13 protein-coding genes are annotated in these 14499 nt (G+C 62.7%); 7 read left to right on the top strand and 6 right to left on the bottom strand.

All coding sequences use genetic code 11. From position 1 onward, the window contains the following. The 4 genes from hutU to IH971_08535 all read left to right on the top strand — a co-directional run. Positions 1-978 (top strand): urocanate hydratase (gene hutU / locus IH971_08550; GenBank protein MCH7497886.1); only part of this gene is annotated, 978 nt, incomplete at its 5' end. Further along, positions 975-2267, top strand: a complete 1293-nt coding sequence (locus IH971_08545; protein ID MCH7497885.1) for an imidazolonepropionase — start codon at positions 975-977, stop codon at positions 2265-2267. The genes hutU and IH971_08545, both read left to right, overlap by 4 nt. Positions 2268-2281: 14 nt before the next feature. Then, complete coding sequence (locus tag IH971_08540; GenBank protein MCH7497884.1) at positions 2282-2959, top strand: phosphoribosylanthranilate isomerase; 678 nt, start codon at positions 2282-2284, stop codon at positions 2957-2959. Between the two features lie 110 nt (positions 2960-3069). Beyond that, the gene (locus tag IH971_08535) at positions 3070-3870 is read left to right on the top strand and encodes a DUF427 domain-containing protein (GenBank protein MCH7497883.1); all 801 of its coding nucleotides are present in this window, start codon (positions 3070-3072) and stop codon (positions 3868-3870) included. Positions 3871-3965: 95 nt separating this feature from the next. On the opposite strand, the gene carA is transcribed toward IH971_08535, so the two are convergent. Continuing rightward, on the bottom strand, positions 3966-5105 hold the full coding sequence (gene carA, locus IH971_08530) for a glutamine-hydrolyzing carbamoyl-phosphate synthase small subunit (GenBank protein MCH7497882.1): 1140 nt from the start codon (positions 5103-5105) through the stop codon (positions 3966-3968). An 88-nt stretch (positions 5106-5193) separates the two neighbouring features. Between carA and IH971_08525 the strand changes: the two genes are divergently transcribed. Then, a complete protein-coding gene (locus IH971_08525) occupies positions 5194-5796 on the top strand; it encodes a hypothetical protein (protein ID MCH7497881.1) in 603 nt (200 codons plus the stop codon). Positions 5797-5821: 25 nt separating this feature from the next. On the opposite strand, the gene IH971_08520 is transcribed toward IH971_08525, so the two are convergent. Both IH971_08520 and IH971_08515 read right to left on the bottom strand, forming a co-directional pair. Further along, a complete protein-coding gene (locus tag IH971_08520; protein MCH7497880.1) occupies positions 5822-7138 on the bottom strand; it encodes an insulinase family protein in 1317 nt (438 codons plus the stop codon). Between the two features lie 22 nt (positions 7139-7160). Beyond that, positions 7161-8405, bottom strand: a complete 1245-nt coding sequence (locus IH971_08515; protein MCH7497879.1) for an insulinase family protein — start codon at positions 8403-8405, stop codon at positions 7161-7163. A gap of 380 nt (positions 8406-8785) precedes the next feature. Between IH971_08515 and IH971_08510 the strand changes: the two genes are divergently transcribed. Further along, positions 8786-9463, top strand: a complete 678-nt coding sequence (locus tag IH971_08510; GenBank protein MCH7497878.1) for a LysM peptidoglycan-binding domain-containing protein — start codon at positions 8786-8788, stop codon at positions 9461-9463. Between the two features lie 90 nt (positions 9464-9553). Here the strand turns inward: IH971_08510 and IH971_08505 are convergent, their stop codons facing one another. After that, entirely contained in the window at positions 9554-11440 is a 1887-nt protein-coding gene (locus IH971_08505) for a tetratricopeptide repeat protein (GenBank protein MCH7497877.1), read from the bottom strand. Further along, entirely contained in the window at positions 11440-11703 is a 264-nt protein-coding gene (locus tag IH971_08500; GenBank protein MCH7497876.1) for a DUF971 domain-containing protein, read from the bottom strand. The genes IH971_08505 and IH971_08500 overlap by 1 nt, the downstream gene beginning before the upstream one ends. A gap of 187 nt (positions 11704-11890) precedes the next feature. On the opposite strand from IH971_08500, the gene IH971_08495 reads away from it, so the two are divergent. Beyond that, positions 11891-13513, top strand: a complete 1623-nt coding sequence (locus IH971_08495; protein MCH7497875.1) for a lamin tail domain-containing protein — start codon at positions 11891-11893, stop codon at positions 13511-13513. A 73-nt stretch (positions 13514-13586) separates the two neighbouring features. Here IH971_08495 and IH971_08490 read toward each other — a convergent pair whose 3' ends face one another. Then, the gene (locus tag IH971_08490; GenBank protein MCH7497874.1) at positions 13587-14264 is read right to left on the bottom strand and encodes a hypothetical protein; all 678 of its coding nucleotides are present in this window, start codon (positions 14262-14264) and stop codon (positions 13587-13589) included. Positions 14265-14499: the final 235 nt, after the last annotated feature.

Raw genomic sequence — 14499 nt, 5'->3', positions numbered from 1 at the left:
GCAGGGCAGCCCCTCTCCATCGGACTGGTGGGGAACGCCGCAGAGATATTCCCCGCCATGGTGAGCCAGGGGGCCATCCCCGACATGGTCTCCGACCAGACCCCGGCCCACGATCTGGGGGCCTATGTGCCCATCGGCGATCTGGACGAGCTCGACGCCCTCCGGCGGAGCGATCTGGCCGGCTATCACCAGCGCTCCCTCGATTCCATCGCCCAACATGTGGAGGCCATCCTGGCCATGCAACAACAGGGCGCGGTGACTTTCGACTACGGCAACAACCTCCGGGCGCAGGCCGAAGTGGCGGGGCTCACGGTCCGGGACAGCGCCGGGGAATACCTCTATCCCGGATTCGTGCCGGCCTACATCCGGCCCCTGTTCAGCCGGGGTATGGGTCCCTTCCGCTGGGCGGCCCTGTCCGGCGATCCCCAGGATATCCACACTATCGACGCCGCGCTGCTCAAGCTTTTCCCCGATGACGAGGGTCTCCAGCGCTGGCTCCGCTTGGCCGCCGAAAAGGTGCCCTTTCTCGGTCTGCCAAGTCGCATCTGTTGGCTCGGCTACGGCGACCGGGCCCTGTTCGGCGAGACCATCAACGGCCTGATTGCCGACGGCAAGGTGAGCGCCCCTATCGTCATCGGCCGGGACCATCTCGACACCGGCTCCGTCGCTTCCCCGGACCGCGAGACCGAAGGCATGCTGGACGGTTCCGATGCCATTGCGGATTGGCCCCTGCTCAATTTCGCCCTGAACACCGCAGCCGGTGCCTCCTGGGTGTCGTTCCACCACGGGGGCGGTGTGGGTATGGGCAATGCCCTGCACGCCGGCATGGTGATCGTGGCCGACGGCACCCCCGAGCGGGCCGAGCGCCTGAACCGGGTGCTCACCGTCGATCCCGGCATCGGGGTGGCCCGTCACGCCCTGTCCGGCTATGACGAGGCCCACGAAACCGTGGCCAGCGGGGGCATCCGGCTGCCGTGAGCCTGGACGCTGATCTCCTGGTGGTCAACGCCACGGAGGTGGTGACCTGCGCGGGCTTTTCCCGGCAACCGGCACGGGGTGACCAGCAGGGTCAATTGGGGCTCGTGGCCGACGGCGCAGTCGCCGTTGGCGGCGGCCGGATTCTGGCCGTAGGGAAAAGCGACGACCTGCGGGCCGCCTATCACCTGCCTGCGGCCCAGGTCATCGACGCCCGGGGCGGCGTGGTGCTGCCCGGCTTTGTGGACCCGCACACGCACCTGGTATTCGCCGGCGACAGAGCCGCCGAGTGGGAAGCCCGCATGCAGGGTAAGCCCTATCTGGACATCCTGCGGGCAGGGGACGGCATCTTCACAACGGTCAAAGCAACCCGCGCGGCTACCTTCGACCAACTGCTGCGGGCGGCCCGGCGGTGGGCCCGCCTGTGCCTGACCCTGGGCACCACCACCCTCGAGATCAAGAGCGGCTACGGGTTGGACCGTGACCACGAGATCAAACAGCTGGAGGTGATACAAGCGCTCGCGGAGGAGGGGCCTGCGACGGTGGTGGCTACCTATCTCGGCGCCCACGTTGTGCCGCCGGAATTCGAACACCAGCGGGAAGCGTACCTCACGCTGGTGGAACAGACCGCGGCAGAGATTCGCCACCGCCAGCTGGCCGCCTACTTCGACGTCTTCTGCGAGGACGGCGCCTTCACCCTGGCCGAGACCGAGCGCCTGCTGACCCACGCCAGGATGCTGGGCTTCGGCCTGAAGGTCCACGCCGAGCAGTTCACCGCCAGCGGAGCTGCCGCCCTGGGCGCGCGCCTGGGGGCGGTGTCGGTGGACCACCTGGAGCAAGTGAACGCCAACCACCGGGCCGCCCTGGCCGCAGCCGACCCTCCGCCCTTGGCCGTCCTGTTGCCCGGCGTGAACTTCCACCTGGCCCAAAGCGACACCGCCCCGGCCCGGGATCTCATGGCGGCGGGCGTTCCCGTGGCCCTGGCCACCGATTTCAACCCCGGCTCAGCCTTCTCTCCCTCCATGCCCATGATCATCGCCCTGGCCACCCGCATGCTGGGCATGACCGTTGCGGAAGCCATTGTGGCCGCCACCATCAACGCTGCCCACGCAATCGGTTTGGGCGGGGAAACCGGCAGCCTGGAAGCGGGCAAGCGCGCCGACATGCTCATCTGCGAGCTGCCCGACCATGTCTGGCTGGGCTACAGTTTCGGGTGGAACCCGGTGAAGCGGGTCATCGCCGGAGGTCGGATTGTCGTGGGGCCGGACGCGCAGGCGCCAGCGCCTGACTAAACGCCCCGAGACCCATGCTGCCAGCACAAAGGCCCCGTATCAAAATCTGCTGCATCGGCAGCCTGGAAGAGGCCCGGCTGGCCGTCGCCTACGGTGCGTCGGCCCTGGGTCTGGTATCCGAGATGCCCGGCGGTCCGGGCGTCATACCCGAGGAGCTCATCACCCGTATCGCGGCCCGCGTGCCGCCGGCTGTCTCCACCTTCCTGCTCACCAGCCACCAGGATGCAGGGGCCATCATCGCTCAGCAACGGGCCTGCCGCACCTCCACCATCCAGCTCTGCGACCGGCTGCCGCTGGATGATGTCCGCCGATTGCGCGCTGCGCTGCCAGGCATAGCGCTGGTGCAGGTCGTCCACATCACGGGCGCGGAGGCCGTGGAGGAAGCTGTGAAGGTGACGCCCCAGGTACACGGCCTGCTGCTGGACTCCGGCAACCGCTCACTGCCCGTGAAGGAGCTGGGCGGCACGGGCCGCACCCACGACTGGGACATCAGCCGGCGCATTCGGGAGGCCGTGGACGTGCCCGTATTCCTTGCCGGCGGGCTGAACCCAAAAAACGTTCGCGACGCCATCGACACCGTCAGCCCGTTTGGCGTGGACGTGTGCAGCGGCGTCCGGTCCTCGGGCGCTCTTGACGAGACCAAGCTGGCCGCCTTCTTCAGGCAGGTCGCCGGTGCCGAGCTTGCCCACTAGCGGGTAGCTGGCAACTGCTAGGTGACATTCCGGCCTGAATCACTTGTGATCGAACCTCGAACCAGCGAACGTAGCTGCGCCACACAAAACCTATGTTGTGAGGAAATGGTATGACGCAGACAACATTGACGGATAACAGGTACGGCCCGGGCGTAAAGCAGCTTTTGAGGCCTGAGCTGGACCCCTCCCCACGGCGGGTGCGGGTCGTTTTCGGTGGCGAAACCATCGCCGACAGCAAGCAGGTCCTCCTGGTGCGCGAGCCGCGGCGCACGCCCATCTATGTCTTTCCCCGGGATGACGTCCGGCTGGACCTGCTGGCACCTAGCCCCCACCGCGCTCCCCGTGGCCACCTCGGCAAGGCCGCCTTCTGGAATGTGCGTGTGGGCGACCGCGTGGCCGAAAATGCCGCCTGGGCCATCCCCGCGCCACCGGCCGAACTTGCCGCCATCGCCGACCATGTGGCCTTTGACTGGGGCAGCATGGACGCCTGGTACGAGGAGGCCGAGGAGGTCTTCGTCCATCCCCGCGACCCCTACCATCGTGTGGACGTGCTGCAAAGCGACCGTCACGTGCAGGTTATCGTGGGCGGCGAAACCGTCGCGGAGACCCACCGCCCCCGCCTGCTGTTTGAGACGGGTCTGCCCACCCGTTACTACATCCCCCCAGACGATGTCCGCATGGACCTGCTGCAACCCACCGACACCACCACCCGGTGTCCCTACAAAGGCGTCGCTTCCTACTGGTCTGTCAACGCTGGCGGGAAGGTCGCAAAGGACCTGGTCTGGGGCTACAAGGACCCTGTCCCGGAGTGCCCCAAGATCAAGGGCTGGCTCTGTTTTTTCAACGAGAGAGTGGACCGCATCATCGTCGACGGCGAGGTGCAGCCCGTGCCCAAAACGCCGTGGTCATAATGCCCGGGCAATTTGTTGCTATTGCGAGCGCGATGTGAAGGCGCCCTCGGCGGAGCCCTCCTGATCCGTTAGCTTTTTCTGCCGGCAACACCCACCTACCCCTCCATCAGCCCCATAAACTGATCGAACAGGTAGCGCGCATCGTGGGGCCCCGGGCTGCCTTCCGGGTGGTACTGCACCGAGTAGGCCGGCAGCTGCTCGCAGCGCAGCCCCTCCACCGTGTCATCGTTCAGGTTCACGTGGGTCACCCGGGCCACCGCCCCGTCCAGCGAGTCCGCCGCCACCGCGAAGCCGTGGTTCTGGCTGGTGATCTCCACCTTGCCCGTTTCCAGGTTCTTCACCGGGTGGTTGGTGCCCCGGTGGCCATAGGGCAGCTTATAGGTCTTGGCCCCCAGCGCCAGGGCCAGGATCTGGTGCCCCAGGCAGATGCCGAAGATGGGCACCTGCCCCAAAAGTTCCTGTACGGCCTCGATGGCCGGCTTCACCGGCGCCGGATCGCCGGGGCCATTGGACAGGAGCACACCATCGGGCTTCAGGGCCAGCACCTCCCTGGCCGGCGTGTGGGCGGGCACCACCGTCACCGCGCAGCCGGCCCCCGGGCCGCCGTGCTCCGTCAGCAGGCGCAGGATGTTCCACTTGATGCCGAAGTCATAGGCCACCACCTTGAAACGCCCCTCCCCCCGGCCCCAGACATAGGGCTCGGCAGTGCTGACGGTGGCGGCCAGGTTCAGGCCCGACATGTCCGGCACCGCCCCCAGCTTGGTTTTCAGTTTGTCTGGGTCGGTTTCCGTGCTGGAGATGATGCCGTTCATGGCCCCCTCGCTGCGCACCATGCGGGTCAGCATCCGAGTGTCAATGCCCTGGATGCCCACAATGCCCGCATCGGCCAGGTAGCGGTCCAGCGGCTGGGTCGAGCGCCAGTTGGAGGGCGTCGTCTCGCCCTTGCGGACGATAAACCCCGCCACCTGAATGCGGTGCGACTCCACGTCGTCGGGATTGATGCCGGTGTTGCCGATGTGGGGGTAGGTCATGGTCACCAGCTGGCCGGCGTAGGAAGGGTCGGTGAGCACCTCCTGGTACCCGGTCATGCCGGTGTTGAAGCAGACCTCGCCGCCTGCTTCGCCGATGGCACCATACGCCGTGCCGTGAAAAACCGCCCCGTTAGCCAGTAGCAGTGTGGCCGGCTCTCCGAACGTCAGCACGCGGGACCGCCCGGCACGCTGGAGGGAGCCCATCTGCGCAGCTGCAACTGCACGCCGGGAATCGTAATTTCACTGCTCACCAGACAGTCCCGACACCACTGATACCACCTCCCCGAGACACATGCTGCGCGAAGCCACCACCTCCATCACCGATTTTCTCCTGGGTCTTGAGGCTCTGACGCTCCTCGCCCTCCTTGGTCTGGCCACCGCTCCCTTCCCCGGTAGAACGTACTGGCTCTTGACGATGGCGCTGTTGGGGGTGGGAGCTATGCTCGGCGGGCTGGCTCATGGCTTGGCGCGGCCACGGCTCTTCACGCCCATGTATCTCCTGCTGGCTCTGCTCATCGCCACGTTTGTCCTGGCCGTACTCGCCGATGCCCTCAGCCAGGAGCTCCCGCTCTGGGCGTGGTGGCTGGCGGGGGGCCTGGCCCTGCTGCTGCTGGCCGCGGCCCTGTCTCGCGCCGCCGTCAAGCTGCTCGTCACCACCGCCGCCGTTGGCCTCGCATTGATCGGGGCCATATATCTTTGGTTGTTTTTTGGACGGGACTTGCCGGGAGCAGGGTTTCTTGCGGCCGGCTTCGCCTTGAGTGCGGCCGGCGGAGCACTCATGCTAAAAAAAGTGGGCCTCACCGCCATTTGGAGCTTTGATCACAACGGTCTCTACCACCTGATTCAGATGGTGAGCCTGCTGCTGTTTTACGTCGGATTGATCCAGCGGGGGTAGAGCGCATCTGCCGAGGCAGGCGCGGCTAGCCCGCAGCCAGGGGCCTGCCCTTGCCGTCAATGCTGCCGGCTGCAACCTCAACCCGCTCCTCAGGATGGATGTACTGCCCGATGACGGCGTTCACCTGGTCAAGCGCCAAGGCATCGATTTTGCCCGGATATTCATCCAGATAGCTGATCTCCTTGCCGCGCTCCAGGATATCCAGAATGGCTGCCGCCATGCCCGAAGTCGTCGCCAGACCTACCTTGTAGCTGCCTTTGATAGTGGTTTTTTTCACCCGCAGCTCATCCTCGGTAATCCCCTCCCGGACCCAGCTATTGAATTGGGTCATGACAGCTGCCCTGCCGCGTGCCAGCAGTTCGGGGGCAAAGCTGCCGTGGATGGACCAGTACCCGTCCTTGCCGTCATCGGCGCCGCCGAGGGTTGAGCCGATCCCGTAGGTGAGCCCATCATTATCCCTGAGAGTGGCCATCAGCCGGGCGGAAAAGTTGCCACCCAGCACATAGGTGCCCATACTCAGCGGCATGAAGTCGGCATGCTCCCGGTCGATGCCGATGGTCCCGCCCAGCAGCAGATCAACACTGGTTTTGTCGGCCATGGAGACAATCTCCTCCCTGGGCGAGCCGTCGCCCGCCGGCGCGCCTTTTGGCAGCGCCGGGATACTCGTGGCCACTTCTTGCCACGGCCCCAGGTGCCGGCCGAGGTTGTCCTCCAGAACCTCCCGCTCTATGTCGCCGGTGGCCACCACCAGCACACTTCCCAGGCCGTAGTGCTGAAGATGAAACCGCTGTAGATCGGCAGGCGTGATATGCTCAATATCTCCCCGTTGCTCATCCACGGGCGGCACATGATTGGGGTGGCCCGCCGGATAGAGGAGCCGACTGAAGCTGGCACCGGCCCGGTAATCGGTGCTCTCGCTGCGCCGCTTCAGCAGTCCCACCAGCCGCTTTTGCAGCGACTCCAGGTCGCTTGCATGGAAGGCCGGTTCGCGCAGCTGCTCTGAGAGCAACTTGACGATCAGGGGTACGTCGGCTTGCAGGCAGCGGGCGGAAAAACTAACCCGGTAGTCATCGGAACTGAAACTTACTTTGGCGCCGACGGACTCCAGCTGGCCGCTGATCTCGAACTTGTCCTGCCTGAGGGTGCCCTTATCGAGCATGCTGGACACAATGTCCGCCGTGGACCGGTTGGCGGACGGGCTGAAGACATCGCCACCATACAGGCTACCATATAGCGTCACGACATCCTTCACGCCCATGGGCATGGTGACAAGCCTGAGGCCGGGCGCCACTGCCCCGTCGGTCATCCGCTCAGCCAAACCGTGGATTACGCTGCTGCCCAACCCCCCTCCTCGTGGTTGGGTGTCATTGCTGTTCCGAATTCCCGGCGCCGGCAGAGCCATCATCCTGTTCACCTGCCAGGGGCACAAACCAGCCCGTGGTGCTCTGGTCTTCCACCAGAAAACTGGCTGCCACCCGCTGAACAGCGGCGGGCGATACCTTTTCAATGCGCTCAAGATAGGTGGTGAAATAGGTCCAGTCGCCGATGGCGATAGCCTCATTCAATGCCGAGGCGATAGAGTAGGGGCCGTCCCGGCTGAAGGCCACTTCCGCCTTGACTTGGGCTTTGGCCCGGTCCACTTCCACGTCGGTCACACCGTGCTCCTGCACCTTTTCGTATTCGCCCAGAATAACCTGCTCCACTTCCTGATGCTGAGTGTCAGGCGTCAGAAACGCATAGGTTACGAACAGTGCGTTGTCATGCAGCGCGTGGTCCCACGCATAGGCCGACGTCACCAGACCGGCATCCACCAGGGAGCGGTAGAAGCGGCTGGTTTTTCCCACGCCCAGGATATTTTTCAAAACGGAGATGGCATAAACATCGGCGTTCAGCCCCTCCGGGGTCTTGTGAGCAATTCCGATGATTCCCGTCTCCCCCCTCCGCCTGATGACAAATCTGCGGGGCCCTTCCTGCTTAGGCTCGGTGGTGTACACTTCCGGTATCGGTTCAGGTGAAGCGGGATGCCGCCCAAACGAGGACTTGAGCCAGCCCAGCACCTGCTCCGTGTCGAAATCACCGATCACTGTGACGGTGGCGTTGTTGGGCCAGTAATAGGTGTCATAAAACTGGCGCAGCCGCTCGGTGGAAACCCCCTCGATATCCGAGCGCCAGCCAATGGTAGAATGGTGGTAGGGATGCGCCTGGTAGGCGGTGGCCCAGATGTTCTTGTCCAGCGACTCCCAGGGGTCATTCTCGCCCCGCTCGAACTCGTTGCGCACCACCGTCATTTCCGGCTGGCGGTCGTCGTCACGGAGCAGAGCGCCGCGCATCCGATCCGCCTCGATGGTCAACGCTATCTGTAGGTGTTCGCTGGGCAATATCTCGAAATAGTTGGTGCGGTCCATCCAGGTGGTCGCATTGATTTGAGCGCCCACATTTTGCAGCACCGTCCAGATAGAGTTGCCCCGCTCCTTGTTGTAGTCGCTGGAGCCCTTGAACATGAGGTGCTCCAATAGGTGCGTGGAACCCGTATAGCCCACGGCCTCATTGCGGGAGCCCACGCGATAGGTCACCATGAAGGTTGCCACCGGCGCCGAGTGATCCTCCATGAGCAGGACGACCAGCTGGTTGGATGTTAGCCGGTACTCGGTAATTCCGCCCGACGTCTGGACACGCTGAAAACCCTTCACAGTTTGCTTAAGAAGCCTCTTATCTCAAGTAATCCTTTAGCTATCAATGCTCATGCAGCGCTTTTGCGCCGCGGGAATGCCGAGGGCCCAATTTAGGGGTCTGATAGGGTTCACGCTACCGAAGGAACTGAGCAAATCTAATACAATTCCAGGAACCTGAGGCCACTTTTGGATTAAAACATCAGTAGAAGGGATAATAAAAAAATTAATCCGGAGGTGCCGGGGATCACACTTGTTTGTCCTGATCGAGCTTTATTTTGTTCTCGGAGACATGTAGAACCAAAAAAGGTGAAACAACCATGAAATTTTTTACTTCCAATAATTTACGGCTTGCTACCCTTGTGGCGGGCGCGCTTACCATCGGCGCATGTGCCAAACCAGCCGCTGAGGTAACCCCCCTTCCAGAGGCTGTCGCCGCAGAAGTGCCCACTCCCGTCCCGGAGCCTGAACAGGTCGAAGCGCCCGTGACGGCGTCCGCCGAGCCCCGGGTCATTGAGGTTGCCAGTGGCAACCTGCCTGACAGCCCGGACGTCATTCCGCAGTCGGCCTACTCCGGCATCGAGCAGGAGCCCGAAGGGACCCTGCACAGCGACAGCGTCATGTATATGTATATGATCCGGCCCGACGACCACCTGACAAAAATCGCCTGGGAGGAGTATGGCAATCCCAACGAATGGCGCCGCATCTACAGCTGGAACCGGAATCGCATCGGGGACGATCCAAACCTGATCTATCCGTTTCACGAGCTGTCTCTCTACAAGCCCGATAACGAGCTCGGCGGATTCAGTTATGACTATGCCATCCACGTGGTAGCAGAGGGTGAGTCATTGTGGTCCATTGCCGGCTCCAAATATGGCAATGAAGTCGCCTGGTCCGTATTGTTTTGGGACAACGAGGAGCTGCTGGGGGCCAACGCCGGAATGCTGAAGCCCGGCATGGAGCTACGCGTTCGCACCCGCCTATGGGCGGTCAACTAGCCCAGCGAACTGCGGAGCAGCCGCGACATGCACGTCTCTGGAGTCGCTTCAGGGGCGTGTCAGCCGGCTGGCGGCCGACCAACCCTGTGATCAGCCCCGCCGCTTCTGGAGCTTCTGGACCCGCTTCTGGACAGACCTGGTCCCGGGATAATCGGGGTAGTTGTCCAGCACTTTGTGCAGCGTGTCGATGGCCAAGTCAATATTCTTGAGGCGTGACTCATAAATGCCGGCTGCTTCCAGAATGGCCGCCACCGATTTTTCCGCGGCCTCTGGATAGCGCTGGAAAATTTTCAAGTAAAAATCCGCGGCCTTAGGGTACTCCTTGGCGGCCTGCGAGAGCGTGGCCAGCCCCTCCAGAGCGGGGATGCCAGCCTCGGCAGTTTGCCCATAGCCACTCAGAATCTCCTGGTAAACGGCCCGTGCGCCGGCAGTAGAGGCCAGTCGGTTGTGCAGCAGATCCGCGTAGCGGAACAGGCTTACCGTGGCGAGGCTGTCATCGGGATAGCTGTCGGCCAATTTCCGGTACAGCCGGCCGGCCTGGCGGTAGTCCCGTAACTGATCCTGATAGATAACGGCCTGGGCCAACAGGGCGGCGGGGGCTCTCGGATCAGTGGGGAACTCCTGTGCGAATCGGTTGTAGCGGTCAATGGCGCCCTCGTCATCCCGGAGATTGTTCGCCATGACCTCTGCCGTAGCAAATGCGGTTTGCGGCAGGTAACGACTGTACGGATGCAGGCTGCGAATCCTCAGAAAGGTGAGCAGCTCCTTGTGGTACTGCTGTCGGTCGTGATAGGCGGCAGCCATCCAGACCAAAACTTTGTCGGCCTGCAGAATGCCGTGATAAAGGGTCAGGAAGTTTTGGGCCTGCTCGATAAACCAGGCCCGGGCCGTCAGGTTTTCGAGCTGCCGGATGTGGTCAAGATAGTTTAGGTACCGCAGGAACAGGTCCTCGCTCGCATCGACGGAATCGGGATTGAGCGCCACCTGACGGAACAGGTGGCCTATCTCACTGTCCGGATCCAGCTGAATTTCCAGCTCCGTTTTGGCCCGCACCGCCGCCTCTGACTCGGGATAGATAAACAACGTTTTCAGGTAGGATAAAGTCCCCCTGACAGGGTCTTTCTGATCGATATAAGTCGCGGCCAGCAGGTTAAGCGCCTCCGGGACCCTGCCCCGCAGCGCCATCCTGTCCAGGTAGGTGGTAATCTCAAACAGCCGGAACGCGAACAGCTCTTCTGCTGCTCTCCGTGCCTTGCGTCGGCGCCTGAGTCCGACGGTTTCCGGCCGATAATTGACCAGCGCTTCTAGATAGCGGAGCTGCTCCGCATCGATAGCCGAATCAACGTCGGTGAAAATTCCGCCAACTGCCGTCCGCTTCATTTGCTCGTACATGGCTGTGAACCGGTCCTCGCTGGCTGTAATTCCCTCCCTCAACCTATTGAGCGTATTGCGTAGCGAGGCGGTAGTATCGGCATAGATTCGCGCCTTGCCAGTGGTTGCTGCCAAGTGTGTTTGCGTCCGGGCCAGGATGATAAGCAGCGAGTCGATGAGCGCCTGAAGCTCATACTCATGGCGAAAGCTCAGGGCGATGGAGTCGCTCAGCGCTGCCAGCCGCTCCCGGTTCTGCCGGCTTTCCGCGGCCGCCCGGTCATAGCGAATAAATAGCCGTGACAGACTGTCCGCCTGCTGCCCGGTCCACGCCCGCAGGACCCGCAGGGAATCGGTCAGTGAATCGGTGCTTTGAACCAACTGCTGGATCGTGAAGGCGGTGGCTTCCACCCGCTCCTGGGCAAGAAACAGGCTGTCCTGGAGTGTGGCGATGCGCTGCTCATAGACCTGCTCCAGCAGCGAACTCCCGGACGAGCCGCTGGTATCCGGTTGGCCCTGCCCAACGAGCCCTACGCCCGGCAACAGGAGCAGCGATCCCCATACCGAAAACTTGAGGCGGGAAATGGGCAGTAGACTGAAGCCCGGCATCAGGGCTCCGGCACCCTCTCCGTCTGGCACTCGCTGCAATCACACAGCCGCCGGAGGTAGCTGAAGGTGTAGATGCCCGTTGAATGGCCATCGCCCCACACCAATTGCAGCCCATAACGGCCCACCGGCTGCATGCCCACGAGCCGGTCGCCCTGATCGGTGCGCTGTCGCTGAACCGGCGCATAGACGCGCCCCAGCAAATCCGGTTCACCCTTGCAGTTGGCGCAGGGGCACGCGTCCCGCAGCAGAGGAAATGTGAGCATCGACTCGTGTCCATCTTCCCAGGTGATAGCCAGGTAGGCGTCGAAGGCAGCGTAGGTTTTCGGCTGGGTTGAGTCCACGACTCGAAATTAGGGTCGTCATCGACTCAGGGCAACTGCTCGCCACGCACCTCTTGCGATGGAGGGCTACCGGGAGTACCTTGATCGCCAATCGAGGTTCCAATCGCAGATGGATTTGGCCCTGTCATTCATCGTCGCATCGTTGGTGGCCAGCGGGAGTCCCTGTGGACCCGTGGTGATTTCCGAGGTCATGTTTCATCCACTGCTGACCTCGACCCCCGATGAGTTTGTGGAAATCGTCAATCTGTCCGCTGGCGTCATCGACTTGACCGGCTGGCGGCTGGCTGACAGGTTCTCCACAGACGACCTGCTAGGCGCCGACTTGCTGCTTGATCCGGGTCAGGCCGCCGTCATTTTCGAGGGCGACTACGACCCAACCGGCGGCATCTATGCCGCGCTCCTGCCGGCCGGCGCCTTGGTCCTCTCCGTGGATGATCTAGCCATTGGCAACGGCCTGGCCAATGCGGGCGACAGCCTGTTCCTGATAAATGCCTCGGGGGAACGCATCGACAGCATGGGGTGGGCGCACGATATGGACCCAGGCTATTCTCTGGAAAAGATTCTCCTGGAGGATTGCACCCTGGCCGGCAACTGGCGAATCAGCACCCAGCTCCACGGAACACCGGGGAGCAGCAACTCCGTGGCCGGCAACGCGGTGGATTTGGCCCTCGACTCACTGGCCTGGAAGCTGGTGGCCCCGCCACGGGGCTTTAGCATCACCGCCGCTATCTCCAACCGGGGGCTGGAGACGACCCCGGGCGAGCTCTGGGCCGACGGTGCGCTCGTGCAGGACCTGACCCCACTGGCTCCGGGCGAATCCCGGGCGATCGACTTTCGATGGGATGCCCCTGAGGGCCTCTTCGGGCGGGTGAGCCTCACTGTCCTGGTGGCAATCAGCGGCGACTTCGACAACAACAACAATGCCCTTGAAGTGGTGCTGCTCGTCCCCACGCCCCCGCTGGCGCTGGTGGTCAACGAAATCATGTACCTCCCCCTGAGCGGCGACCCGGAGTGGGTGGAAGTGGTCAGCACGGGCGCCGGCACCATCAATCTGGACGGCTGGGGACTGGGCGACGACAACGCCACCACCTCCCTGCCCGGCGGCGTGGTCACTGCCGGTGACTATCTGGTGATCGCCGGGGACTCGGCCGGTGTCTCCAATTGGCCAGCGGAGATCCAGGTGCTCATCGTGCCGGGCTTTCCAGCCCTGAACAACACCGGCGACCGCGTCGTCCTTCTCGATCCCGTCGCCACTTTAATCGATGAGGTAGACTACCGCCTCCTGCCGCTAACCTCCCCAGGCCGCTCCCTGGAGAAAGTGAGCCCCACAGCGCCCTCTCAGGCCGCCTCATCGTGGGTATCGTCGCCGGCGCCGCTAGGGCACACCGCCGGGCAGCCCAATTCGGTGCTGATCACCGGCGATGAAGCCCACCTCAGCCTGGAACCCAACCCGCTGCGGCTGAACCAGCCCGAATCGGTCCTGCTGCTCCGCTACGTCACCCCCTTTCTCAGCGCCAACCTGCTGGTGGAAATCTACGACCTGGGCGGCCGCCGCCTGGCCACCCTATTCAATGAGGGGCCGGTGCCCGGCACGGGCGCGGTAACATGGGATGCCCGCAACGTGGACCGGGTACGCTTCAAGACCGGCCAGTACGTACTGCTGTTCAGCGCCAGGGACGCTGCTTCCAGCCGGCGCTGGGAACGCATGCAGCGGCTGGTGCTGGTGAGGTGAGGGCCCCCGGATAAGAAAAAGGGCCGCCTCGTGACGGCCCTTTTGCCTGCATCAATGCCAGGCTTACCGGGGCCTAAATCTGAAATCCGAAACCCACCGTGATAGTTGAAAAGGAACTCGCATCGGGCACGATATCTTTCACGAAAGATTGCCGAAACTTCACGTTGACGGCAAAGGGGATCAGGAGGGGCTTGAAGCGCGCGCCGACCTCCACATGGAACCCGGTGCTCTGAAGGACTTCGTCGGCGAGATCGTCAACCTCCAACGTAGCATTAACATCTCCCAGGAATTCCTCCGCGAAGGCCTTGTCCAGAATCGGGATGGTAGCATGGAAGGCCAGTCCGGCGCCGGCGAATATGTTGAACATGGGGACCTTGAACAGTTTCCGCTGAATCGTCAGGTAACCGGCAGTTCGGACCCAGCCCAGCTCTTCCGAATAGCCCAGCTGCTTGCTGATGGGGTTGTCGATGCTCACCTCAAAGGTGTTAAAGAATAAGTTGGCCCCGGCTTCCAGATCAATGAACGGAAAGAGGTCAATGAACAGGTAGACCCCACCGCCAATGGGGCTGGCCATTGCTGTCCGGGTGAGGGTGATACCCGAAGTGGGAAGGAACAAATCAGTATATGTAGCGCTATCAAAGGAATAGCCGTCCTGCCCAACGGTAAGGCCAAATCCGATGAGGGCGTGGGCCCGCTGGGTGGGAACCAGCATCAATCCGGCTGCGGCGAGGGCCAAAACTGTTTTCTTCATGAGTTCATGTCCTCCAACGTAAGTTTCTGTCCGTGATGACCATCCAATGGCCCTAGCTAGTTTGGTACATTCTCACCGCATGTGCAAGTAAATGATGCCCGCGTTGCAGCCTCCTATTACCCCCGCATGGAAGGCCATCTCCAAGTCGTGGGGACATCCCTTCCATCCCATGTGCAGCTACATGGCCATGTTTCCGCCGCGTATTCCCCACTACTTCATCCAGCGCTTCACCAAC

It is taken from the genome of Candidatus Neomarinimicrobiota bacterium, from assembly GCA_022560655.1.
Taxonomy (GTDB): Bacteria; Fidelibacterota; Marinisomatia; order SCGC-AAA003-L08; family TS1B11; genus JADFSS01.
The sequence above is the reverse complement of the archived record's forward strand: the minus strand, read 5'-3'. Positions and strand labels throughout refer to the sequence as shown.